This is a genomic window from Subtercola boreus, from assembly GCF_003399645.1.
Lineage (GTDB): Bacteria > Actinomycetota > Actinomycetes > Actinomycetales > Microbacteriaceae > Subtercola > Subtercola boreus_A.
Genome location: NZ_NBXD01000025.1, coordinates 1 through 21,873, shown reverse-complemented (window position 1 = coordinate 21,873; position 21,873 = coordinate 1). Strand labels below are relative to the sequence as shown.

At 68.5% G+C, this 21,873-nt stretch carries 22 protein-coding genes; 9 read left to right on the top strand and 13 right to left on the bottom strand.

Annotated elements, in window-relative coordinates; all coding sequences use genetic code 11:
- Positions 1–209: 209 nt before the first annotated feature.
- Positions 210–1,076 (top strand): HpcH/HpaI aldolase/citrate lyase family protein, encoded by an 867-nt coding sequence (locus B7R24_RS12850; RefSeq protein WP_116419375.1) that lies wholly within the window; start codon positions 210–212, stop codon positions 1,074–1,076.
- Positions 1,077–1,096: 20 nt separating this feature from the next.
- Here B7R24_RS12850 and B7R24_RS12845 read toward each other — a convergent pair whose 3' ends face one another.
- Together B7R24_RS12845 and B7R24_RS12840 are read right to left on the bottom strand one after the other, a co-directional pair.
- Complete coding sequence (locus tag B7R24_RS12845; protein WP_116419374.1) at positions 1,097–1,702, bottom strand: dihydrofolate reductase; 606 nt, start codon at positions 1,700–1,702, stop codon at positions 1,097–1,099.
- A gap of 67 nt (positions 1,703–1,769) precedes the next feature.
- The gene (locus B7R24_RS12840) at positions 1,770–2,579 is read right to left on the bottom strand and encodes a thymidylate synthase (RefSeq protein WP_116419373.1); all 810 of its coding nucleotides are present in this window, start codon (positions 2,577–2,579) and stop codon (positions 1,770–1,772) included.
- 75 nt (positions 2,580–2,654) lie between these two features.
- Between B7R24_RS12840 and B7R24_RS12835 the strand changes: the two genes are divergently transcribed.
- Positions 2,655–3,143 (top strand): glutathione peroxidase, encoded by a 489-nt coding sequence (locus B7R24_RS12835; RefSeq protein WP_116419372.1) that lies wholly within the window; start codon positions 2,655–2,657, stop codon positions 3,141–3,143.
- Between the two features lie 73 nt (positions 3,144–3,216).
- On the opposite strand, the gene B7R24_RS12830 is transcribed toward B7R24_RS12835, so the two are convergent.
- Both B7R24_RS12830 and B7R24_RS12825 read right to left on the bottom strand, forming a co-directional pair.
- Positions 3,217–3,876: a PadR family transcriptional regulator gene (locus tag B7R24_RS12830; protein ID WP_116419461.1), complete on the bottom strand. Its 660-nt coding sequence runs from the start codon at positions 3,874–3,876 to the stop codon at positions 3,217–3,219.
- A gap of 110 nt (positions 3,877–3,986) precedes the next feature.
- Entirely contained in the window at positions 3,987–4,973 is a 987-nt protein-coding gene (locus B7R24_RS12825) for a LacI family DNA-binding transcriptional regulator (RefSeq protein ID WP_116419460.1), read from the bottom strand.
- 138 nt (positions 4,974–5,111) lie between these two features.
- Here B7R24_RS12825 and nhaA point away from each other — a divergent pair, with 138 nt between their 5' ends.
- On the top strand, positions 5,112–7,007 hold the full coding sequence (nhaA, locus tag B7R24_RS12820; RefSeq protein WP_116419371.1) for a Na+/H+ antiporter NhaA: 1,896 nt from the start codon (positions 5,112–5,114) through the stop codon (positions 7,005–7,007).
- A gap of 5 nt (positions 7,008–7,012) precedes the next feature.
- Positions 7,013–7,504 carry an FBP domain-containing protein gene (locus B7R24_RS12815; protein WP_116419370.1) on the top strand — a complete coding sequence of 164 codons (492 nt, stop codon included), beginning with the start codon at positions 7,013–7,015 and terminating at the stop codon, positions 7,502–7,504.
- Here the strand turns inward: B7R24_RS12815 and B7R24_RS12810 are convergent.
- Positions 7,501–8,667: a VIT1/CCC1 transporter family protein gene (locus B7R24_RS12810; protein WP_116419369.1), complete on the bottom strand. Its 1,167-nt coding sequence runs from the start codon at positions 8,665–8,667 to the stop codon at positions 7,501–7,503. The genes B7R24_RS12815 and B7R24_RS12810 overlap by 4 nt on opposite strands.
- A gap of 112 nt (positions 8,668–8,779) precedes the next feature.
- Complete coding sequence (locus B7R24_RS12805; protein ID WP_116419368.1) at positions 8,780–9,226, bottom strand: DUF5997 family protein; 447 nt, start codon at positions 9,224–9,226, stop codon at positions 8,780–8,782.
- 53 nt (positions 9,227–9,279) lie between these two features.
- Here B7R24_RS12805 and B7R24_RS12800 point away from each other — a divergent pair, with 53 nt between their 5' ends.
- The 3 genes from B7R24_RS12800 to B7R24_RS12790 are packed head-to-tail and all read left to right on the top strand — an operon-like array spanning position 9,280 to position 12,590.
- A complete protein-coding gene (locus B7R24_RS12800; RefSeq protein ID WP_116419367.1) occupies positions 9,280–10,158 on the top strand; it encodes a LysR family substrate-binding domain-containing protein in 879 nt (292 codons plus the stop codon).
- Positions 10,159–10,200: 42 nt separating this feature from the next.
- A complete protein-coding gene (locus B7R24_RS12795) occupies positions 10,201–11,226 on the top strand; it encodes an NADPH:quinone reductase (RefSeq protein WP_116419366.1) in 1,026 nt (341 codons plus the stop codon).
- Positions 11,223–12,590 carry an alpha-amylase family protein gene (locus B7R24_RS12790; protein WP_216363691.1) on the top strand — a complete coding sequence of 456 codons (1,368 nt, stop codon included), beginning with the start codon at positions 11,223–11,225 and terminating at the stop codon, positions 12,588–12,590. The genes B7R24_RS12795 and B7R24_RS12790 overlap by 4 nt, the downstream gene beginning before the upstream one ends.
- 19 nt (positions 12,591–12,609) lie before the next feature.
- Here the strand turns inward: B7R24_RS12790 and B7R24_RS12785 are convergent, their stop codons facing one another.
- The 6 genes from B7R24_RS12785 to B7R24_RS12760 all read right to left on the bottom strand — a co-directional run bounded on the left by B7R24_RS12785 (position 12,610) and on the right by B7R24_RS12760 (position 18,052).
- Positions 12,610–13,551, bottom strand: a complete 942-nt coding sequence (locus B7R24_RS12785) for an aldose 1-epimerase family protein (RefSeq protein ID WP_172582815.1) — start codon at positions 13,549–13,551, stop codon at positions 12,610–12,612.
- Positions 13,548–14,210: a nucleoside/nucleotide kinase family protein gene (locus tag B7R24_RS12780; RefSeq protein WP_116419363.1), complete on the bottom strand. Its 663-nt coding sequence runs from the start codon at positions 14,208–14,210 to the stop codon at positions 13,548–13,550. The genes B7R24_RS12785 and B7R24_RS12780 overlap by 4 nt, the downstream gene beginning before the upstream one ends.
- Positions 14,207–15,121, bottom strand: coding sequence for a PfkB family carbohydrate kinase (locus tag B7R24_RS12775; RefSeq protein WP_216363690.1), 915 nt, complete (start codon positions 15,119–15,121; stop codon positions 14,207–14,209). The genes B7R24_RS12780 and B7R24_RS12775 overlap by 4 nt, the downstream gene beginning before the upstream one ends.
- On the bottom strand, positions 15,114–15,908 hold the full coding sequence (locus B7R24_RS12770) for an ATP-binding cassette domain-containing protein (RefSeq protein WP_116419362.1): 795 nt from the start codon (positions 15,906–15,908) through the stop codon (positions 15,114–15,116). Before B7R24_RS12770 ends, B7R24_RS12775 begins: the two co-directional genes overlap by 8 nt.
- Entirely contained in the window at positions 15,905–16,900 is a 996-nt protein-coding gene (locus B7R24_RS12765; protein ID WP_116419361.1) for an ABC transporter permease, read from the bottom strand. Before B7R24_RS12765 ends, B7R24_RS12770 begins: the two co-directional genes overlap by 4 nt.
- A gap of 126 nt (positions 16,901–17,026) precedes the next feature.
- Entirely contained in the window at positions 17,027–18,052 is a 1,026-nt protein-coding gene (locus B7R24_RS12760; RefSeq protein WP_116419360.1) for a substrate-binding domain-containing protein, read from the bottom strand.
- 168 nt (positions 18,053–18,220) lie between these two features.
- Here B7R24_RS12760 and B7R24_RS12755 point away from each other — a divergent pair, with 168 nt between their 5' ends.
- Together B7R24_RS12755 and fbaA are read left to right on the top strand one after the other, a co-directional pair.
- Positions 18,221–19,216, top strand: coding sequence for a LacI family DNA-binding transcriptional regulator (locus B7R24_RS12755; RefSeq protein ID WP_253259463.1), 996 nt, complete (start codon positions 18,221–18,223; stop codon positions 19,214–19,216).
- Between the two features lie 42 nt (positions 19,217–19,258).
- Positions 19,259–20,284, top strand: coding sequence for a class II fructose-bisphosphate aldolase (gene fbaA, locus B7R24_RS12750; RefSeq protein WP_116419358.1), 1,026 nt, complete (start codon positions 19,259–19,261; stop codon positions 20,282–20,284).
- 66 nt (positions 20,285–20,350) lie between these two features.
- Here the strand turns inward: fbaA and B7R24_RS12745 are convergent, their stop codons facing one another.
- Positions 20,351–21,718 (bottom strand): 8-oxoguanine deaminase, encoded by a 1,368-nt coding sequence (locus B7R24_RS12745; RefSeq protein WP_116419357.1) that lies wholly within the window; start codon positions 21,716–21,718, stop codon positions 20,351–20,353.
- Between the last annotated feature and the right edge of the window lie 155 nt (positions 21,719–21,873).

The following is a 21,873-nucleotide window of genomic DNA, read 5'->3' as shown; positions in this document are numbered from 1 at the left end:
GCTGGGTCAGAAAAGGGGTTCCGGATGCTCGGCAGTGGCGTGCGGGTGGGGCCGCGGACTCATCCGGGCGCCCGGGCCGGGATGCGCGCGTGTGGGCAACTGCCGTAGGCTCGAACCGGCCAAACGGCGGGCCAGACCCGCCCCACCCGGCATCGCTCGTGCACAGACCGCCGCGAGTACGGCCGGCGCACCGCGACAGGAAGCTGCACATGACGTATCTGCCCGAGAACGCCACCACCGACGACACGTCCACCGGAGCCGTCTCGGCCGAGATCGCCCGGTCGTGGCTGCTGGTCAACGCGACCAGGCCGCAGACGTTCGATGCGGCCGCCGAGTCGCGGGCCGACCAGGTCATCCTCGACATCGAAGACGCCGTCGACCCCGCGGCCAAGCCGTCGGCGCGTGAAGACGTCGCCGACTGGTTGAGCCGCGGCGGCAGGACCTGGGTGCGCATCAACGATCGCACCACCGACTTCTGGTCGGGGGATGTGGATGCTCTGAAAGGCATCCCGGGACTCCGCGGCGTGATGCTGGCGAAGACCGAGTCGGGTGCCCACGTGACGGAGACGTTCGACCGGCTCGGCGGCAGCACCCCCGTCATCGCACTCATCGAGTCGGCGCTCGGCATCGAGGAGGCGCGCACCATCGCGGAAGCCCGCGGCGCATTCCGGCTCGCGTTCGGCAGTGGGGACTACCGGCGCGACACCGGAACCGGCGCCGACGACCTCGCGATGGCGTATCCGCGTTCGCGCCTCGTCGTGGCGAGCCGCATCGGCAAGCTGCCCGGCCCGATCGACGGCCCCACCGTGGGCTCGAGCCATCCGGTGCTCCGCGAGCAGTCGGCGCTCGCCGTGTCGCTGGGTCTCACGGGCAAGCTCTGCCTCGACGTGGAACAGCTCCCGGTGATCAACGAGGTCATCAGCCCGACCCGTTCCGACGCGACCTGGGCGAGGGACTTCCTCGCCGACTTCGAGTCGCGCGGCAGGGTCATCCGCGACGGCAGCGACCTCCCACGCCTGGGCCGGGCCCAGAAGATCGACCGCCTCGCCACCGCCTTCGGCATCCTGCCCCTCTGACTTCGAGCGCCTCGCGCGGGTCAGCGGGCGTAGGTGACGAAGCGGTAGCGGATGCCCGTGCGCGACTCGAGCCAGGGGGTGGCCGCGAGGCGGTCCCAGGTGGCGTCGACGGCTGGGGCGAAGGTGTCGCCCTTGACGCCGAGGTCGAGTTCGGTGACCTCGAGCCGGGTGGCGAGTGCCGAGCGCATGGCTTCGCGGTAGAGCTGCCCACCGCCGATCACCCACAGTTCGGCTGCGCCGGCTGCGCTTGCGCCGGCTCCGGATGCGCCGGGCCCCGCACCGCGCGAACCCGGGCCGGGCGGCCCGCCTGCACCCGCGGCCGCGGCCGCGGCGTCGAGCGACGACACCGGCTCGGCACCCTCCCCGGTCCAGTCGGGGTCACGCGTCAGCACCAGGTTCCGTCGCCCGGGCAACGGCCGAAATCGTTCGGGCAACGAATCCCAGGTGCGCCGACCCATCACGACCGCAGCCCCGGCATCCGCGCCTGCATCGCCAGCATTTGAGCCGCCCGCGCCGCTCGTCAGCTCGCGGAAGTGCGCGAGATCCTCCGGCAGGTGCCAGGGCATCGCCCCGCCGTACCCGATCACGCCGCCCCGCGCCTCGGCCCAGATGAGCGAGAGGCTCATGCGGGCATCCGGAACCCGCGGAGAACGCGAGGCGCCGGCACCACGCACATCCCGCGCACCCCGCCGATCACACCGCCACCGGCGCCTTGATGGCGGGGTGGTGCTGGTACCCGACCACCTCGAGGTCGTCGTAGGTGTAGTCGAAGATGCTCGCGGGCGTGCGGCGGAGCGCCAGCGTGGGCAGCGGCAACGGTTCCCGTGAGAGCTGCTGGGCCACCTGGTCGCGGTGGTTGTCGTAGATGTGGCAGTCGCCACCGGTCCAGATGAAGTCGCCGACCTCGAGGCCGGTCTGGGCGGCGACGAGGTGCGTGAGCAGCGCGTACGACGCGATGTTGAACGGCACCCCGAGAAAGAGGTCGGCACTGCGTTGGTACAGCTGGCAGGAGAGCTTGCCGTCGGCCACGTAGAACTGGAAGAACGCGTGGCACGGCGCAAGCGCCATCGCGGGGATCTCGGCGACGTTCCACGCCGACACGATCATGCGGCGGGAGTCGGGGTCGGTTCCGATGGTCTCGATGACCTGGCTGATCTGGTCGATGTGCTCGCCGGTGGGGGAGGGCCACGAGCGCCACTGCACGCCGTAGACCGGGCCGAGTTCGCCGGCGGCATCGGCCCATTCGTCCCAGATGGTCACCCCGTTGTCACGCAGGAACCGCACGTTCGACTCCCCGCGGAGAAACCAGAGCAACTCGTAGGCGATCGACTTGAAGTGCACGCGCTTCGTGGTGATGAGCGGAAAACCGGCCGACAGATCGAACCGCAGCTGGGCTCCGAACACGCTGGTCGTGCCGGTTCCGGTGCGATCGGACTTCGCGGTACCGGTCGCCAGGGTGTGCCGCAGAAGGTCTTCGTAGGGGGTCTCGATCGGAGTCGTCACGCCTTCGAGGGTAGTGCTTCGGCGCCGGGTGTCGCGAGGGCGCCACGGGGGTCGAAACCGGAATAGGCTCGAACCATGACTGCGCTGAACGACATTCCGATCGCCACCACCGACGGAGCCGAGACCTCCCTCGCCGCCTACGACGGCAAGGTGAAGATGATCGTGAACGTCGCCTCGCGCTGCGGGCTCGCGCCGCAGTACGGCAAACTCGAGCAGCTGCAGAAGACCTACGGCGAGCGCGGTTTCACGGTGCTGGGATTTCCGAGCAACCAGTTTCTGCAGGAGCTCGGATCAGCTGAGGCGATCAGCGAGTACTGCTCCACGACGTGGGGGATCACGTTCCCGATCTTCGAGAGGGTCAAGGTGAACGGCAGGGCTGAGCACCCGGTCTACACCGAGCTGAAGAAGGCCCAGGATGCCGAGGGCAAGGCCGGGCGCGTCAAGTGGAACTTCGAGAAGTTCATCGTCACGCCCGACGGAGCGGTGCACCGCTTCCGCCCCCGCACCGAACCGGATGACCCGGCGATCGTCGAGCTGATCGAGAAGTCGCTGCCCGCGAGCTGAAGTGCCCCGCGGCCGACGGCTCCGGATGATCGGCGGCTCCGGATGATCGGCGGCTCCGGATGATCGGGGCCGCTCAGTCGGCCAGGATCAGGTACAGCGCGCGGCGCGCCTCGTCGAGCTTCTCGGCGGCAGCGGTTCGCTGTGCCTCGCTCGTTCCGCCCCGGAACTGCTGCACGACGCCGACCAGCTTGGCGACGCTCTCGTGGAACGCTGCATCGCTCGCTGAACGACCGGGTGTCGCCTCCCAGGCCTTCTTCAGCTCGTCGGCGTGCTCCTCCAGGTAGGCCCGACCGGCGTCGGTCAGCTCGAACTCGGTACGACGACCGTCGCCCTTCGAGACGATGAGCTCTTCGTCGACGAGCTGCTGCAGGGTGGGGTAGACCGAGCCGGGGCTCGGCCGCCAGGTGCCGCCGGTGCGCTCGGCGATGGCCTTGATCAGGCCGTAGCCGTTCGAAGGTCCGCTTTCGAGCAACGACAGGATGACGGAGCGAACGTCGCCCTTGCCGGCACGACGTTGTCCGCGGGGGCCGAAGCCCGGCCCGAAGCCGCCGAAGCCAGGGCCGCCGAAACCGGGGCCGCCGGGGCCGAATCCGCCCGCGCCGGGCCCGAAGCCGCCGCCGAAGTTCTCGCGGCCGCCGCCGAAGGCGCGACCCTCGAACGAACGGCCGCCGAATGCCCGGCCGCCGAACTCGTGATTGTCAGAAGTGTTGTGGTTGTGTGTGTGGTTACGCATGAGTGCGTCCACCTTTCCTGTCTTAGGGTATGAGGTTTCGCCGATATTCGGCGATGTGTTAAAGATATATCGCTGAATATCGTGATGTCAACCCACTGGGCCAGAAAGTCCTACGCGGGGATGGTCGAGCCCCGAACCCGCAGCGCGGTCGGCATCATCGTCACCCGATCCACCTGCCGCCGCTCGATCACCCGCACCAGCACCTCGGCCATCTTGGCGCCGAGCTCACTCGACGGCTGCCTCACCGTCGTCAGCGGAGGGGTCGCGGTCGCACCGAAGTAGTTGTCGTCGAACCCCACTACTGCGATGTCGCCCGGAATGCTCATCCCGCTCTCGTGGATGACGGAGTATGCCCCGGCGGCCATCTGGTCGTTGGCCACGAAGAGGGCGTCGATCGGGATGCCGCGGGCGAGCATCCGGCGCATCGCCTCCGCCCCCGACTCGGGAGTGAAGTCGCCGCACTCGACGAGGGAGGAGTCGAGACCGTGCGCGGCCAACGCGTCACACCAGCCGGTGAGTCGGTCGAGCCCGGGCGGCATGTCCTGCGGGCCGCCGATCGACGCGTGGTGCGTGCGGCCGAGGCCGATGAGGTGTTCCGTGGCCTCGCGGGCCCCCGCGCGGTTGTCGACGTCGACGAAGTATGTCTCGTTCTCCAAGGCGTCGAGCGGCCGCCCGGCGAACACGACCGGCAGCGACCTGCTGAGCTGGCTCAGCGAATGGTCGCCGCTGTGGTGGGAGACGACGAGGGCGCCGTCGACATTGCCGCCGAGGAGGTAGCGCAGCGTCTTGTCGGGGGTCGACTCCGACGCGATCAGGAGGGTCAGTGTGTAGTCGGTGTCGGCGAGGTAGAGCGCGATACCCTGTGTCACGCTGGCGAGGAACGGATCCGTGAAGAGCTTGGCGGTCGACTCGGGTACGACCAGCGCGATGGCCTGGGCGCGCCGGCTGGCCAGCGTTCGTGCGGCGCGGTTCGGCACGTAGTTCAGGGTCGCGATGGCGTCGTTGACGACCTCGATCACCCGGGGAGTGACCTTGGGCGACTGGTTGACGACCCGCGAGACCGTAGCCCGGGAGACACCGGCCAGCGCGGCGACCATCTCGAGCGTGGGCGCGGGTGTGGCGTCGGACACTGCGGTACCTTCCACCTCGAACGTGTCACCAGTGTAAACGCTTGCCACCTGCGCCCCGCGCACGCCTCCGCGCCGCGGGCGGGCGGATGCTGCCAGACTGGGCGGATGCAGCTGGCCCACCCCGATCCAGACGTATCCGAAGGCGACAGCGCCCCCCGGTTCCCCCGGCTGCGCGCCATCCTGCACCACCGGCGCGGGTTCTCCGACAGCGAGAAGACCGCTGCAGCCCTGCTGCTCGTCGCCACCGTCGTCGCGCTGGTGTGGGCGAACATCCCGCTAGGCCATTCGTACGACGATTTCTGGCACTCGACGGTGTCGTTGCAGATCGGCACCAACACGCTCGAGCTCGACCTGCGCTCCCTGGTCAACGAGGGTCTGATGACCCTGTTCTTCTTCGTGGTGGGACTCGAGGTGAAGCGGGAATTCGCCCTCGGCGAGCTGAGCGTCTGGTCGCGGGCCGTCGTACCGGTCGCCGCCGCCGTCGCCGGGCTCGCGATCCCCGCCGTGATCTTCCTGCTCATCAACCACACGGGCGAGACGAGTCGTGCGTGGGGCGTGGTCATCTCGAGCGACACCGCTTTTCTCCTGGGGGCGCTCGCGATCGTCGGCCCGCGGCTGCCGGGCCACCTGCGCACCTTTCTGCTCGCGCTGGCCGTCGTCGACGACATCGGGGCACTGGCCGTCATCGCCGTCTTCTACACCGACAAGGTGCACATTCTGCCGCTGGTGGTCGCAGCGCTGGCCCTCGCGGTGATCTGGGCGCTGCGTTTCGTGACCGTCGCCCAGGGTCCGCTCTACGTCGTGTTCTCGGTGATCGTCTGGGTCGCGCTGCTCGCCTCGGGCGTGCAGCCCACGCTCGGTGGCGTCGCGATCGCCCTGCTCATCCCCGTCTACGCGCCGCGGCGCAGGGAGGTGGAACGCGCAGCCGAACTCAGCCGCGCCTTCCGCCAGTCGCCGAACCCGGTCTACGCGCAGGCTGCGGTGCGCGGTCTGCTGAACTCCGTCTCGGTCAACGATCGACTGCACACGCTCTACACGCCGTACACGAGCTTCCTCATCCTGCCGGTCTTCGCGCTGGCCAACGCCGGCGTGCACCTCAGCGCTGACACCCTGGCGGCGGCCGTGGCCTCTCCGCTCACCTGGGGTGTCGTCGCGGGGCTCGTCATCGGCAAACTGGTCGGAATCACCGGCATGACCGCGCTGATCAGGATGCTGAGGGTCGGCGTTCTGGCCCCCGGGCTCACCCTCGGGCGGGTCGCCGGCGGCGCCGCGCTCTCGGGGATCGGGTTCACGATCTCGCTGTTCATCATCGACCTCGCGATCGACGATCCCGTGCTGCAGGATGAGGCCCGCGTCGGCGTTCTGGCCGCTTCAGTGATCGCGTTCGCACTGGGCTCGGCGATCTTCCGCATCGTCGACAGAGTGCAGCCGCCGTCACGCATGAGTCTCGTGCTCGCCCGGCCCATCGACCCGCAGCGCGACCACATCAGGGGCCCCGTGGATGCCCCCCTGACGCTGGTCGAGTACGGCGACTTCGAGTGCCCCTTCTGCAGTCGCGCCACCGGTTCGATCGATGAGGTACGAGCGCACTTCGGCGACCAGTTGCAGTATGTCTGGCGTCACCTGCCACTCACTCGCGTGCATCCACACGCGCTTCTCGCCGCCCGGGCGAGCGAGGCGGCCGCGGCCCAGGGCCGGTTCTTCGAGCTGGCGCCGCTGATGTTCGCTCACCAGAACGACCTCGAGCTCGACGACCTGCTCGGCTACGCGGCATCGCTCGACCTCGACCTCGACCGCTTCGAGGAGGACATGCGCTCGAGCGAGGTGGTGAACCGGGTGCGCGACGACGCGATCGACGCCGAGCTGATGGACGTCCACTCGACCCCGACGTTCTTCATCGGCGGCAAGCGGCACGTGGGGCCCTACGACGCTCCGGCGCTCATCAGGGCACTGGATGCTGGCTTAGGCTTGATGCCAGGCCACAGCGAGGAGCGCGCGTGAAGAGGATGACCGGGATGCAGGTTCGGCATTCGATCGTCAACGGTTCGGCAGCAGAGGTGGCGAACATGGTGCTGCCGTCGAATTTCGTGGAACTCGAGTGGGAGAACCTCGACTACCTCGGCTGGCGTGACTCGCACTCGCCCCACCTCGGTTACATCATCCGCTGGAACGGCGACGAACCGGTGGGCATCATCGTGCGGGAGTCCGACGGGCCGCTCTCGAGGCAGCGCATGATGATGTGCCAGCTCTGCCGCGCGACCCACACCGAGCACGGCGTCTCGCTCTTCAGTGCCAAGCGTTCCGGTGAGGCGGGGCTGAACGGCAACACCGTCGGCACCTACATCTGCGCCAACCTGGGGTGCTCGACGAACATCCGCGTCGAGGTTCCGCAGGCGTCGTACTACTCCGACCCGCAGAGCGTTCTCAAGAAGAAGGTCGAGGGGCTCGAGTCGCGGGTGAGCGGCTTCATCGGCGATGTGATGCGCCCGCTCGACTAGAGCCCGGCGGTTCCGAACAGCAGGCCGAGAAGGTAGGTCACCGCTGCCGCGCCGTAACCGATCGCGAGCTGGCGGAGGGCGCGCTTCAGGGGCGGTCCGCCCGACAGGATGCCCACGACCCCACCCGTACCGAGCAGAGCGATTCCCACGAGCACCGCTGCGACGATGAGCGCCGGGAGGCCCTGCAGCCCGAAGAGGTAGGGCAGCACCGGGATCACGGCCCCGGATGCGAAGAAGCAGAAGCTCGAGATGGCGGCGCTGAGGCCGGTTCCGACGGCCTCGTGCTCGTCGACCTCCTCGTTCGCTGCAGGGTCGGCGATGCTTGCAGCCCCGGTGCCGGCTGCCGACGCATCGACCGTCGACAGGTCGATCGCGCCCGTCATGACCGCGTGCCCACGCAGCACGTCGCGGGCGTGCGTCCCGGCCTCCTCCTCGGTCATCCCTCGTGCCCGATAGACGAGCGCGAGTTCGTTCGCATCGACGTCGAGGTGCGGTACGGCGCTCGTCGCATCGGGGTTCGGGGTCGTCGCCTCGAGCAGCTCGCGCTGCGACCGCACCGACACGTACTCGCCCGCTCCCATCGAGAGGGCACCCGCGAGCAACCCGGCGAGCCCTGTCACGAGCACCACCGCATTCGGCACGCCGCTCGCCGAGATGCCGATCACGAGGGCGAGGTTCGACACGAGCCCGTCGTTCGCCCCGAAGACCGCCGCGCGGAACGTGCCCGAGAGCCGGTTGCGCCCGCGGGCGGCGAGCCCGCGAACCACCTCCGCGTGCACCTGTTCGTCGGCCGCCATCGCCGCCGTCGCATCCGAGTCGTGCGAGTAGGGAGATCGCGTCTCTGCGCGCTGCGCGAGCGCGAGCACGAACACCGACCCGAAACGTCGGGCGAGAAAACCCAGGATGCGGGTGCGGATGTCGCCGCGGTGCGTGCTGCCGACGTGGTCGCCGAGCAGCTGGCGCCAGTGCGCCTCGTGCCGCACCTCGGCCTCGGCCAGGGCGAGCAGGATGGCGCGTTCCTCGCCGGTGCGACGTTCGGCCAGGTCGCGGTAGACGGCCGCTTCGGCACGTTCGTCGGACAGGTACTGACGCCAGCGCCGGATGTCTGCGGGTGAAGGAGCGGTGGCAGGGGCTGTGGTCGTCGGCTCGGAGATCGGGCTCATGCTCCCATTATCGTGGAGCCGGGCATCCGGCCCGCCCGGTCATCCGGCCCGCCCGGTCATCCGGCCCGCCCGGTCATCCCGCCCGCCCGGTCATCCCGCCCGCCCGGGCGGATCAGCGGGGCTTGGGCGCGATCGAGTTGGGGTTCGTACGGGCGTGACGCTCGGCGCGCTCGCGCTGGGCAGTCTTCTCGGCGCGCTCGGTCTTGACGCGGGCGTTCTCCTCCATCACGCCGGCCTGGCGGGCACGTTCGAGCACCAGCCACTCCGGCGGCGCCTCGAGCAGGGCCTTGATCTCTGGCGTGGTGAACGCGTCGTCGACGCCCGCCCGGGTGAGCCCGGAGATCGAGACGCCGAGCTTCCTGGCGACCTCCTGCCGGGGGAACGGCCCGTTCAGTCGCAGCTCCACCAGCCACTCCGGGGGAGACTCCTGCAGTGCGTTGAAATCGGTTCGCGTCAGGTCACCCTCCTGAAACGCGGCCGGCGCGGCGGGCAGGTAGATGCCCAGCTTCTTCGCGGCGGTGGCGGGCTTCATGGTCTGGGGGGATTTCGCGGGCGTCATCAGGCCAGCGTATCCTGACACCTCTACAGCAGGCGGATGATCGGGGCGAGACGATGGGCGACGAGCAGGCCACGCCGGCCACGCAGGCCACGCCCGGCATCCGGCCCTTCTCCATCGCGTTCGCCACCGGTGTCACCGTCACGAAGTGGACGCGGCTGTGGGCCGAGCGCCAGCCCGCCGTCGGATTGAACGTCTTCCCGGTCGAGCCCGCCCAGCAGGTCGCGTCAGTACTCGACGGCACCGCCGATGTCAGCTTCGTGCGGCTGCCCGTCGACCAGGCGGGGCTGAGTGTGATCGCGCTGTACTCCGAGGTGCAGGTCGTCGTGGTGCCCAGAGACCATCCTGCTTCGGCCGTCGAATCCGTCACCGTCGCCGACCTGGCCGACGAACACCTCCTGCAGGAACCCGATCTGGTGCCGGAGTGGCGCGACGTGGCGATCGAGATCGCGTCGGGCACGCGTCGGGCGCTGGTGGGCATCCGGAGCATGGAAGACGCCGTGGAACAGGTCGCCGCCGGGGTCGGCATCGTCATCCTGCCGCAGGCGATCGCGCGCCTGAACAGTCGCAAAGACACCGTCTACCGGCCCGTGACCGATGTCGCCGAGACGCAGGTGGCGCTGGTCTGGGTCGCCGAGCAGACGACCCCGCTCATCGAGGAGTTCGTCGGAATCGTGCGGGGCCGGTCGGCGTCGAGCTCGCGGGCCGCGGCTGCACTCGAAGAGCAGGCTGCTCCGGATGCCCGGGCCAAGAAGATCGGACCGGTCGCCAAGGCGAAGGCCAAGGCCAGGGCGGCGCTCGAGGCCGAGGAGGCCGCCGCCAGACGTGCCGGTGTGAAGAAGCCCGCTGCCGGCCAGGTCGTTCGTAAGAAGAAACAGTCCGACGCGGCGAATGCCGCCCAGGCCCGGCGGCGCAAGTTCGGCGGCAAGCGCTAGCAGCCACGCGTGGCAGGCTGGAGGCAGAACGAAAGGCAGGCCATGAAAGCCGTTGTTTACTCCCGCACGGGCGGGCCCGAGGTGTTGCAGCTGGTGGACCGTGAGGTTCCAAGCGTCGAGGCGGGCGAGGTGCGGGTTCGGATCGCCGTCTCGGGGGTGAACCCGACGGACTGGAAGTCACGGGCCGGGTCCGGTGACGGGCGGGAGCTCGACGTGGAACAGGTACCGAACCAGGACGGTGCCGGCATCGTCGATGAGATCGGGCTGGGCGTCACCCGCTTCGCTGTGGGCGACCGGGTCTGGGTGCGTGACACGGCCTTCCAGCGCCCGACCGGCACCGCGGCCGAGTACACCGTGCTGCCCGACCATCTCGTGAACCCGCTGCCCGACGGTGTCTCGTTCGACGTGGGTGCGTCACTGGGCATTCCCGCCCTGACCGCGCACCGCGCCCTCACCGCGCGTGACGCCGGCCCCGCACGCCTGTCGCCGGGGTCGCTGGCGGGAACGACGGTTCTCGTCACCGGGGGAGCGGGAGCAGTCGGCCACGCCGCGATCCAGCTCGCCGCCTGGGCGGGCGCCACCGTCATCACGACCGTGAGCAGCCCGGCGAAGGCTGCGCTCGCGGCGGCGGCAGGAGCCCACCACGTGATCGACTACCGCAGCGAAGATGTGGTCGCCCGGGTGAACGACATCGCACCGGGCGGTGTCGAGACCGTCGTCGACGTGAACCCGCTCGAGAACATCGACGACGACGTCGCCGTCGTCGCACGCGGGGGAACCATCGCGATCTACGTGTCGGGCGAACCCGACGGCATACCGGTGCCCGCGCGCGCGAGCATGACCAAGAACATCCGCTTCCAGTTCGTGCTCACCTACACGACGAGCGAGGCGGAGAAGAGCAACGCCATCGCCGCGGTCAGCGCAGCGGCGGCAGCGGGCGCGCTCGAGGTCGGCGAGGGGCACGGACTGCCGCTCGTGCGCTTCGCGCTCACCGACACCGCCGCGGCCCACCGTGCGGTCGAGGATGGCGCTGTCGGCAAGGTACGGATCGACGTGGCGGCGCTGTGAGCGGGAGTTCCGCCGGGCAGAGCGGGAGGCCCGCTGCGCCCGACTGGGTGGCCCACGCCATCTGGTGGCAGGTCTACCCCCTCGGTTTCGTGGGGGCACCGGTCTCATCCGAAGCCCAGCGGCACGATCCGTCGGTGCACTCCCTGGAGCGACTCATCGTCTGGCTGGACTATGCCGTCGAACTGGGCGTCTCGGGGCTGCTGCTCGGCCCGATCTTCGCCTCGGAGACGCACGGGTACGACACGACGGACTTCTGTCGCATCGATCCGCGGCTCGGTGACTCACCCGACGTGTTCGACCGGCTCGTCACCGAAGCCCATGCGCGCGGCCTCCGCGTCGTGCTCGACGGCGTCTTCAACCACGTGGGGCGGAGCTTCGCCCCGTTCCAACGCGCTCTGGAGGAGGGGCGGTCCGCGCCGGAGTTCGGCTGGTTCCGGGCCATCGGTGAGGCCGCCGACCCAGGCGAACAGCGGTTCGAGAATTTCGAGGGGCACGATGCCCTCGTGCTGCTCGACCACGATGAGCCGAGGGTCGCCGACTTCGTCGCCGGGGTCATGTCGTACTGGCTCGACCGCGGCGCAGACGGCTGGCGCCTCGACGCGGCCTACGCAGTGCCCCCGGCGTTCTGGGCCACCGTGCTGCCGCGCGTTCGGAACGGGCATCCGGAGGCCTTTCTCTTCGGAGAGGTGATCCACGGCGACTACCCCGCGATCGTGGCGGAGTCGACCCTTGATTCCGTGACCCAGTACGAGCTGTGGAAGGCGGTCTGGAGCTCGATCTCCGACGCGAACTTCTTCGAGCTGAGCGCGGCGCTCGACCGGCACGACAGCTTCGTGCAGCACTTCGTGCCGGTCACGTTCGTCGGCAACCACGACGTGACCCGCCTCGCCAGCACGATCGGCGATGAGCGGCACCGTGAGCACGCGCTGGTCGTGCTGATGACCGTGGCCGGCACCCCGACCCTCTACTACGGGGACGAGCAGGGCTTCACCGGTGTCAAGGAGGAACGAGCGGGGGGCGACGACGTCGTTCGGCCCGAGTTCGGGAAGGGCGGCCCGTCGACACTCGCGCCGGAGGGCTGGACGGTCTACCACCTCCACCAGAGCCTCATCGGGCTGCGGCGCAGACACGTGTGGCTGCACTCGGCCCGCACGACGGGGCTCGCCCTCACGAATGAGTTCTTCGCCTACGAGGTTGCGGCGCGGGAGGGCGTCGGGCGCCTGGTCGTGCTGCTGAACCTGGCCGACTCGGAGTACAGGCAGGCCCTCGACGGGCGTTGGGCGGTGGTGGCCGGCGCGGCCGCGCAGAGCGGCACGACAGTCACCGTCCCGCCGCACGGGTGGGCGGTGCTGCAGCCGGCCTAGCGGCGTTCGGCGGGCTTCGCTACAGCGAAGCGGTCACGCCCCAGCTCGCCGCCCACGTCTCACCGGGCTGCAGCCAGGTGAGACCGATGCCGTTGTTGAGGGCATTCACGGCCGACGTCTGGGGCTCGATCGCGATGGCGTCCACCAGCCGGCGGGAGTCGTCGAGAAAGACATCGGTGGTGCAGATCACCAAGTGCCCGAACGATTGATCGCCCCAGACACTGACGGAACGATCATCCGGAGCAGTCAGCGTCGTCACGTACCGCCCTCCGACGAGCGTCTGGTCGGTGAAGCAGTCGTCGAGTTCGACGTCAGCCACGCGGCGCCCCTCGCGCAGGTCGAACTGCCCACTCACCGCTCGGGTGTGCAGCGGCAGCTTGCGCGAATCGTTCTCGTAGACCGTATCGGCCGAGCAGCTCAGCAGGAGATCACCCGTCGCGACACCCTCGAGCCTGTAGTACGCGTGCGAACCGACGGCGACCGGGGCCCGCGAGGTGCCCAGGTTCGTGAAGGTATGGCGCACGTCGAGCCCGCCGTCGCCGAGCGTGTACGTCACCAGGCTGTCGACGACGAAGGGGTAGCCGGGATGCGCGAAGATGGTCGCGCCCAGGGTGATCGACGTCTCGCTGTGCGCAACCAGGCGGTAGGCGGTGTTCTTGAGCAGCCCGTGCGACGCATTGGTGAACTCGGTGTCGGTGATGTCGAGCTGCTGCTCTTCGCCATCGTACGTCCACTTTCCGCCGTCGACACGGTTCGGCCACGGAGCCATGACGATACCGGCCCCGCGGGAAGGCGGTTCGTCGAGCGGGTAGCGCTGCACGATGTCGAGCCCGTCGACGGTGAACGAGCGGAGGGATGCGGCGACCTCGGTGACGGTGACGACGGCGTGCCCGAAGGAGGTCGTACCGCTGATCACGTACTGGGCGCCGGTCGGCAGAGTCGGCGCGGCCACTCCGCTCACAGCAGCCTCAGCACGCGCTCGGCGCGCCCGGCGGTCGACTCGATGAGCTCGGCGTTGCGCTGGTCGCTGCCCAGCGCCCAGAGTTCGGCGTCTTCATGCGACTTGCCGAAGGCCTCGTGCCGACGCACCAGACGGTCGTGGCGAACGCTCTCGAGGGGGGAGAGGAACCACACCTGGTCGATGCACTCGCGAGCGGCCGGCCATGATCCGCTGTCGAGCAGAAGGTAGTTGCCCTCGGTGACGATGAGGGGAGTCTCGGGCCGGATCGGCAGTGAAGACCCGATCGGCTCCTCGAGTTCACGGGCGAAGCGGGGTGCGTAGACGATCGCCTCGTCGCCGGTCAGCGTGGTGCTCGGCTGGTTGCGGATGCGCTGCATCAGCGAGGCGTACCCGGCGGCGTCGAAGGTGTCGTGGGCCCCCTTGCGGTCGCGCCGACCGAGCGCCAGCAGCACCTCGTTCGCCAGGTGGAAGCCGTCCATCGGCACCAGCACGGCGAGTTCGGGGCCGAGTGCGGCGACGACCTGCTCGGCGACTGTCGACTTCCCCGCTCCCGGTGCGCCTGTGAACCCGAGGATGTGGCGTTCCCCCGTCGTGGCGAGGTCGCGCGCCTGCGCGAAGACCTCCTCGAGGCTGAGTTCTTCGAGGTCTGGTTCGATCATCGTGGGTCTTTCGTGAGGTCGAGGGTGGGCAGCTCGCGGAGCCAGGCCCGGGGGCCGACGATCGAGCACCGGAGTGCCGCGACGCGAGCCGCATCACCGAGGCTGGAGGCGATCGTCGCCCCGGAGAGCGACTGGAAGTAAGCGTAGGCGCCGTGGAAGACGTCGCCCGCACCCAGCGTGTCGACGGGCGCGATGTGGGGAACAGGGACGGCCCCGAGCCGGGAGTCGCTCCACCACAGAACGTCGCCGCCGCCGTGGGTGGTGGCGACCGTCTGCACGCCCCGTTCGACCAGCGCGGCAGCGGTCGCCTCGGAATCGGGTGTTCCCGGAACGAGGAAGTCGTTCGAGCAGATCATCGCCGAGGTGAAGGGGACGAGCTCTGCCATGACGGGCTTCCACCGTCCTGCATCCACCACCACCGTCACGCCGAGGGCGTGGGCGGCCTCGGCAGCGGCTACGGCGAGCCGGGGGTGGTGACCATCGACCAGCACGACATCGACGCCGTCGATCAGCGCTGCGAGCTCGTCGGGGGAGGGCGGAACGACCTCATCGCCGACCGCGTCGATCGAGACGACGGAACGGTCGCCCGTCGACTCGGTCACCGCGACGGCTGACACCGGGGCTTCGGTTGGGCGTTCCGGATCGACGTCGATCACCGTCACGCCGTGGGCCGCCAGATCCGCTCGGATCAGGTCGGCGACGGGCGATCCGCCGAGCGCCGTGATGAGCCGGGCGCGGCCGCCGAGCGCAGCGAAGACGACTGCCGCGTTGGCGGCGGGCCCGCCGGCGGCCACGAACTGCGCCGTCGCCGTGATCTTCTGGTTGATGCCGGGGTTGGCGGCGACGCGGTGGACGACGTCGAGGGTGGCCAGCCCGACGAACACGCCGTCGGGCCGACCGCCGTCAAACACCGCCCGCACGTTCCGCTTCCGACGGTTGTTCTGCACCCGTCATCAGTGCCACGACCTCGCTCATGGTGCGCTCTCTCGGGTTGACCACCCCGGCCCGCTTGCCCAGCCGGTGCACGTGGATTCGGTCGGCGACCTCGAACACGTGCGGCATGTCATGACTGATCAGCACGACGGGGATTCCGCGGTCACGGATCGAGCGGATCAGGTCGATGACCTGGCCCGACTCCTTGACACCGAGTGCGGCGGTCGGTTCATCCATGATGATGACGCCGCGACCGAATGCCGCGGCGCGCACGACAGCGACACCCTGGCGCTGCCCGCCCGAGAGGGTCTCGACGGCCTGGTTCACCGACTTGATGCCGATCTTCAGGTCGGCGAGGTGACCGGATGCCTCGGCGCGCATTCGAGGCATGTCCAGCCGGCGGAAGACGGTTCCCATGATGCCCCTGCGGCGCACCTCGCGCCCGAGAAAGACGTTGGTGGCGATGTCGAGCGCGGGGATCACCGCGAGATCCTGGTAGACGGTCTCGATGCCGGCGGCCCGGGCATCCCGGGTGTTTCGGAAGTTGACCTTCTCGCCGTTCATCGAGATCTCGCCCGCGTCGGGAACCAGCGCACCCGCCAGGGCCTTGATCAGGCTCGACTTTCCTGCGCCGTTGTCGCCGACGACCGCGAGAACCTCGCCGGCCCGCAGGTCGAAGTCGGCGCCGTTGATCGCCGTGACGTTACCGTACTTCTTGACGAGGTTGCGGGCCTGCAGAACCGACGTCTCTGTCGTGGTTGTCATGCTGATCTCCTCCGGGCGAACTGGTCGACCGCCACGGCGACGATGACCAGGATTCCTGTTGCGATGTTCTGGTAGAGGCTGTCGACGCCCGCCTGGGTGAGGCCGTTGCGCAGCACACCGACGATCAGCGTACCGATGAGGGTTCCGATCACGCTGCCCCGGCCGCCGAAGAGGCTGGTGCCGCCGATGACCACCGCGGTGATCGTGTCGAGGTTTGCGGTCTGGTAGGCGTTGGGGTCGGCATTCGGGATGCGCCCGAGGGCCGCCCAGGCCGCGATCGCCGCGATGACACCGGTGACGACGTACACCGAGAAGAGCGTGCGGTTCGACTTGATACCCGACAGCTTCGATGCAGTGATGTTGCCACCGACAGCGTAGACGTGCTTGCCCCAGGCGGTCTGCGACAGCGCGTACCAGACGAAGAGGTAGACGAGCAGCATGGCGACCACGCCGAAGGTGGTGGCGAAGCCGCCGATCCTGAACGACGTGCCGAGCAGGGTCAGAACCCCGTCGGGAACCTGGTAGGTCTGCGAGCCGGCCAGCAGCCGCGTTGCTGCCTGGATGGCGGTGAACGTGCCGAGCGTCACGATGAACGGTGGCAGACGTAGAACTGTCACCAACCCACCGTTCACGGCGCCGAGAACGACACAGACGATGAACGTCGCGCCGAGTGCGAGGATGGGGCCGCCCGCGCCCGCTTGCTGGGCCATGACGATGGTGCCGAGCACCGCGACCGAACCGATCGACAGGTCGATGCCCGAGGTCAGGATGATGAGGGTCTGGCCGATCGCCAGAATGCCCACCACGACCGACTGCTGCAGGATCAGCGAGAGGTTGTAGGGGTTGAGGAAGGTCTGGGAGACGACGCTGAAGACGATGATCGCAACGATCAGGGCGGCCAGGGGGCCGAGCAGCGGTTCTCGGAGTATTCGCGCCACTCGGGCGCGGGTGAGGTCTGAGCCGCTCAGACCTGCGGTTGTTGCTGAACTCATGGGTGCACCTCCGTGCGGAACCGGGGCGGGCGTGAAAGCACCCGCCCCGGGTAGAACCGACAATTGTGAGTGGTGTTACTCCCGGCCGCGTGGGGCGGACAGAAGCGGGTCGCTACCGCGGGCGGATCAGCCCCAGCAGTTCTCCGCACCCCAGGTGGTGTCCTTCGAGTCGAGGCCCGTGACCGGCTTGTCGGTGATGAGCTGTGACCCGGTGTCGTTGAATCCGCTCGGCTTGGTGCCGTCGGCCGCGAACTTGACGACGGCGTCGACGCCGGACTCGGCCATCTTGGCCGGGAACTGCATGACGGTGGCACCGATGATGCCCGACTTGACGTTTGCGACACCGGTGCAGCTGCCGTCGATCGATCCGATCGTGACCTGGGCCGTCTTGCCCGCGGCCTTGATGGCCTCATAGGCGCCGGCGGCGGCAGGCTCGTTGATCGTGTAGAGCGCGTTCACGCCGGGGGCGCGCTGCAGCAGGTTCTCCATGGCGGTCTGGGCCTTGGTCTGGTCGCCGTTCGTGTTCTCCTGGCCGACGATCTCGCTCGAGCCCTCGGCGATGCCGAAGCCCGTGAGGAAGCCGTCGTGGCGGAAGGTGTCGACGGTGCCGCCGGGGGTTCCGTCGAGCATGACGAGTGCGGGGGCGGTGGTGCCGAGGGTCGCCTTGACCCACTTGCCCTGGGTGACGCCGGCGGCCGTGTTGTCTGTCGCGAAGGTCGCGTCGACGGCATCCTCGGGGTCGGTGGCGGTGTCGAGGGCAATCACGACGACGCCGTTGTCACGGGCGGACTTGATCGCGGTCAGGATGCCCGACGAGGAGTTGGGTGTGATCAGGATGCCCTTGACGCCCTGGCTCACGAGGTTCTCGATCGCTGCGACCTGCCCCTCGTTGTCGCCGTCGAAGGCGCCGGCGAGAGCGATCAGTGTGGCGCCGTCTTTCGTGGCCTGGGCCTGCGCGGCTTCGCGCAGCTTGACGAAGTACGGGTTCGAGTCGGTCTTGGTGATGAGGCCGATCTTCACGTCTCCGCCGGAGCCGCCGGTCGAGCCGCCGGAGCTGGAGGAGCCGGAGCATCCGGCGAGGGTGAAGGCGACGGTGGACGCGAGCAGAACCGCTCCGACCGTGAGTGATCGCTTTTTGGTACGAGTGAACATCTGTGGACTCCTTTGGCCTGTGACAGTGCGGACGCCTCTGCCCGCTGGATCACCATAGGCGCGATACAAGCGCTTACGCAAGCGCTTGTATCGGATTGTTATGATCGCTAGATTGAGAACATCGCGATTCGGTCGCGGCAATCCAACGGAGTGTGCTGAGTGTCAACCATGGACGATGTCGCCCGGCACGCGGGTGTCTCCGGTTCGACGGTGTCGCACGTGCTGAACGGAACCCGCCCTGTCAGCGCATCGACGAGAACCCGCGTCGAAGAGGCGATCCGGGCCCTCGGCTACCGCAACAACCTGAACGCCCGGGCGCTCGCCGCCGGCAAGACGTTCACCGTCGGTCTCGCGACATCCGCTCTGCAGACGCCATACTTCGGCGCGATCGTGAACGCGATGGAGAAACGCCTGAGCGGGGCCGGCTACATGCTGATGGTCGGTGACTCGAATGACGACGGCCCCACGGAACGCCGCATCATCGACGCTCTTCTCAGCCGCCGGGTCGACGGGATCATCGTGACACCCGCCATCGATTCCGAACACACGACCATTCCGCAGATCGTGGCGGCAGGTACCCCGTTCGTGCTCGTCGACCGCAACCTGCCCCTCGACTGCGACCAGATCACACCCGAGAACACCGAGTCGGCGTTCCTGCTGACCAACCACCTCCTCGCCCTCGGCCATCGTCGGGTCGCCGTGCTCCGCGGACTCATGGGCATCGGATCCTCTCCCGAGCGGTACCAGGGCTACCTCAACGCCCTCGCCGCCAACGGCGTGCCCCTCGACGAGAGCATCGTGCTGAACGGTCAGGGGCACCGAGATGATGCGGAACGGGAGGTTCGTCGCGTCTTCGCCGGCCCCGATCATCCGACCGCCCTCGTCGCTCTGAACAACTCGATGACCATCGGCGCGCTCGAAGCGCTCGTCGGCCTCGATCTCTCGATTCCGAATGACGTGGCCTTCGTCTCGTACGACCACTTCGACTGGTCGGAGCTCATCCGCCCGAAACTCACCTCGATCGCCCAGAACGTCGAACTGATGGCCGAGACCGCTGTCGAACTGCTGCTCAGGCGCATCGACGGTGACACGTCGCCCGCACAGCGCGTCACGATCGCCACGACGTTCCAGCACCGCAACTCCTGCGGCTGCGGGTTGGACTGACCGGCCCTTCTTTTTGATCCCCCCTCCAGAACAGGACGCACCATGCCCATCGCAACACCAGATGCCTACCTCGCCATGCTCGACCGTGCCAAAGAGGGCGGATTCGCGTATCCGTCGATCAACGTCACCAGCTCGCAGACGCTGAACGCCGCCCTGCAGGGCTTCGCCGACGCCGAGAGCGACGGCATCATCCAGGTCTCGGTCGGTACGGCGCTGTACCTCTCGGGCAACCACGTGCAGGACCGTGCCATCGGATCCAAGGCCCTCGCGCTCTACGCCCACGAGGTCGCAGCGAAGTACGGGGTCACCGTGGCGCTGCACACCGACCACTGCCCGGCCGAGAACCTCGACGACTGGGTTCGGCCGCTCATCCACGACTCCATCGAGCGCCGCGCGCGCGGTCTCGAGCCGCTTTACCAGTCGCACATGTGGGACGGATCCGCTGTCACTCTCGACGAGAACCTCGAGGTGGCCAAGCGACTGCTCGACGACTCGGTGAAAGCGAACACCCTCCTCGAGATCGAGGTCGGCGTGATCGGCGGCGAGGAAGACGGCGTCGAGAACGAGATCAACGACAAGTTGTACTCCACGGTGGAGGACGCCCGGGCCACGATCGCCGCCCTGGGGGCCGGCGAGAACGGGCGCTACCTCACGGCGCTCACCTTCGGCAACGTGCACGGCGTGTACAACCCCGCCGCCGTGAACCTCCGGCCGGAGATCCTCGGCGAGATCCAGAGCGTGATCGGTTCCGAAGTCGGGCGTGACAAGCCGTTCGACCTGGTGTTCCACGGAGGGTCGGGGTCATCGCGTTCAGACATCGCCGCTGCCGTCGCCAACGGCGTCATCAAGATGAACATCGACACCGACACGCAGTATGCGTTCACGCGCTCGATCGCCGGGCACATGATCTCGAAATACGACCAGGTACTGAAGATCGACGGGGCATTCGGCAACAAGAAGGCCTACGACCCGCGCTCGTGGGGCAAGCCCGCCGAGCACGCGATGGCCGCACGCGTCGTCGAGGCGACCGAGATGCTCGGTTCGGCCGGCCGCTCGATGGGTCGGTAGCCCCCGCACCGCACCCACTCTCATGCTGGGTCCTCTCGGCGCCGCGTTGCTCGCCGAGAGCCCGGGTCAGCGCAGGCGCAGGCTCGCGGATTCCCGGGCAACCGCTCGCGCAACCCGCTCTTCGTCCACTCGGGTGAGGCGGGCATCCTGAACCACCGTCTCTCCGTTCACCAGCAGCAGTGCCAGGGGCGGCTGCGCACCCAGGGTGAGCGCGGCCACGGGGTCGAGGATTCCCGCGTGCTCGACCCCATCGACCTTCCAGACGGCGACATCCGCGAGCTTTCCCACCTCGAGTGACCCGATCTCGGAGTCTCGACCGAGCGTTCGTGCGCCGCCCATAGTCGCCATGCGGAGCGCGGTTCGGCCGGTCATCCGGGTCGCACCCGAACCGAGCCGGTTCATCAGCACGGCCATACGGATCTCGCTTCCCAGCTGCCCGGACTCGTTCGACGCGGCACCGTCGACACCGAGCCCTACCGTGACACCCGCATCGAGCATTGCGGGCACAGGGGCGATTCCGGCGGCGAGCCGGGCGTTCGACGACGGGCAGTGCGCCACGCTCGTGCCCGTTGCGGCGAAACGGCCGATCGCGTGCTCGTCGAGGTGAACGCAGTGCGCCATCCACACGTCGGCGCCGAGCCAGCCGAGGTCTTCGAGGTACTGCGTGGGCGTCTTGCCGAACGTCGACCGACAGAACTCGTCCTCCTCCACGGTCTCGGAACCGTGTGTGTGCAACCGCACCCCGCGGGCACGACCCAGGGCCGCGGACTCGCGAAGCAGATCGGCCGTCACCGAGAAAGGCGAACACGGGGCGAGCGCGATCTGCGTCATCGAGCCGGGGCCGGCGTCGTGGTAGCGGTCGATCGCGAGGTCGCTCGCGGCGAGGATTGCGTCGATTGTCTCCACCGCGAAGTCGGGAGGGAGGCCTCCTGCGCTCCTGCCCAGATCCATCGAGCCGCGGGTGGCGTGCAGCCGCACGCCCAGCTGCGTCGCGGCGCTCACGATTCCGCCGAGAATGTCGCCGGCACCGCTGGGGAAGACGTAGTGGTGGTCACCGACGGTCGAGCATCCGGAGCGTGCTGCCACCGCCATCGCGCCCAGTGCACCGACCTCGACGAGCTCAGCATCGATTCGCGACCAGAGCGGGTACAGCGAGGTGAGCCAGTCGAAGAGAATAGCGTCCTGAGCGTAACCCCTGGTCAGCCACTGGTAGAGGTGGTGGTGGGTGTTGATGAGCCCGGGGGTGATGAGATGGCCGTGCGCGTCGATGGTCGTGGTGTGGGGGTGGCTGCTCCACTGCCCGGAGGGCATGCCGGGGCCGACCGCCACGATCGTGTCGTCATCGATGATCAGGTGGCCGTCGCTGAACTCGCTGTCGGCCGCATCGACCGTCACGATGTGGGCACTGTGGATGATCGTGCGCCGGTTAGTCATGAGATCACGGTAGCGGTCGGGGGTCGTTGAAAACTCTCAGAAAGTATTTTCTGGATTGGTCTGTTTCGGGGTGTTTTTGTTGAGGTAATGTCAGTGGTTGGTGTTTGACTGGAGTCATGAAACCACCCGCCACACCACCCGAAGTCGACACCGCG

Coding starts and splice junctions, on each gene's coding strand:
- B7R24_RS12845 (WP_116419374.1), bottom strand. CDS start 1,702: ATGAGCCTCTCGCTCATCTGGGCCGAGGCGCGGGGCGGCGTGATCGGG.
- B7R24_RS12770 (WP_116419362.1), bottom strand. CDS start 15,908: ATGACAACCACGACAGAGACGTCGGTTCTGCAGGCCCGCAACCTCGTC.
- B7R24_RS12810 (WP_116419369.1), bottom strand. CDS start 8,667: ATGAGCCCGATCTCCGAGCCGACGACCACAGCCCCTGCCACCGCTCCT.
- B7R24_RS12745 (WP_116419357.1), bottom strand. CDS start 21,718: ATGACTAACCGGCGCACGATCATCCACAGTGCCCACATCGTGACGGTC.
- B7R24_RS12755 (WP_253259463.1), top strand. CDS start 18,221: ATGGACGATGTCGCCCGGCACGCGGGTGTCTCCGGTTCGACGGTGTCG.
- B7R24_RS12760 (WP_116419360.1), bottom strand. CDS start 18,052: ATGTTCACTCGTACCAAAAAGCGATCACTCACGGTCGGAGCGGTTCTG.
- B7R24_RS12825 (WP_116419460.1), bottom strand. CDS start 4,973: ATGGTCGCCGCGCTGGCCGGTGTCTCCCGGGCTACGGTCTCGCGGGTC.
- fbaA (WP_116419358.1), top strand. CDS start 19,259: ATGCCCATCGCAACACCAGATGCCTACCTCGCCATGCTCGACCGTGCC.
- B7R24_RS12850 (WP_116419375.1), top strand. CDS start 210: ATGACGTATCTGCCCGAGAACGCCACCACCGACGACACGTCCACCGGA.
- B7R24_RS12835 (WP_116419372.1), top strand. CDS start 2,655: ATGACTGCGCTGAACGACATTCCGATCGCCACCACCGACGGAGCCGAG.
- B7R24_RS12765 (WP_116419361.1), bottom strand. CDS start 16,900: ATGAGTTCAGCAACAACCGCAGGTCTGAGCGGCTCAGACCTCACCCGC.
- B7R24_RS12780 (WP_116419363.1), bottom strand. CDS start 14,210: ATGATCGAACCAGACCTCGAAGAACTCAGCCTCGAGGAGGTCTTCGCG.
- B7R24_RS12795 (WP_116419366.1), top strand. CDS start 10,201: ATGAAAGCCGTTGTTTACTCCCGCACGGGCGGGCCCGAGGTGTTGCAG.
- B7R24_RS12805 (WP_116419368.1), bottom strand. CDS start 9,226: ATGACGCCCGCGAAATCCCCCCAGACCATGAAGCCCGCCACCGCCGCG.
- nhaA (WP_116419371.1), top strand. CDS start 5,112: ATGCAGCTGGCCCACCCCGATCCAGACGTATCCGAAGGCGACAGCGCC.
- B7R24_RS12830 (WP_116419461.1), bottom strand. CDS start 3,876: ATGCGTAACCACACACACAACCACAACACTTCTGACAATCACGAGTTC.
- B7R24_RS12800 (WP_116419367.1), top strand. CDS start 9,280: ATGGGCGACGAGCAGGCCACGCCGGCCACGCAGGCCACGCCCGGCATC.
- B7R24_RS12815 (WP_116419370.1), top strand. CDS start 7,013: ATGACCGGGATGCAGGTTCGGCATTCGATCGTCAACGGTTCGGCAGCA.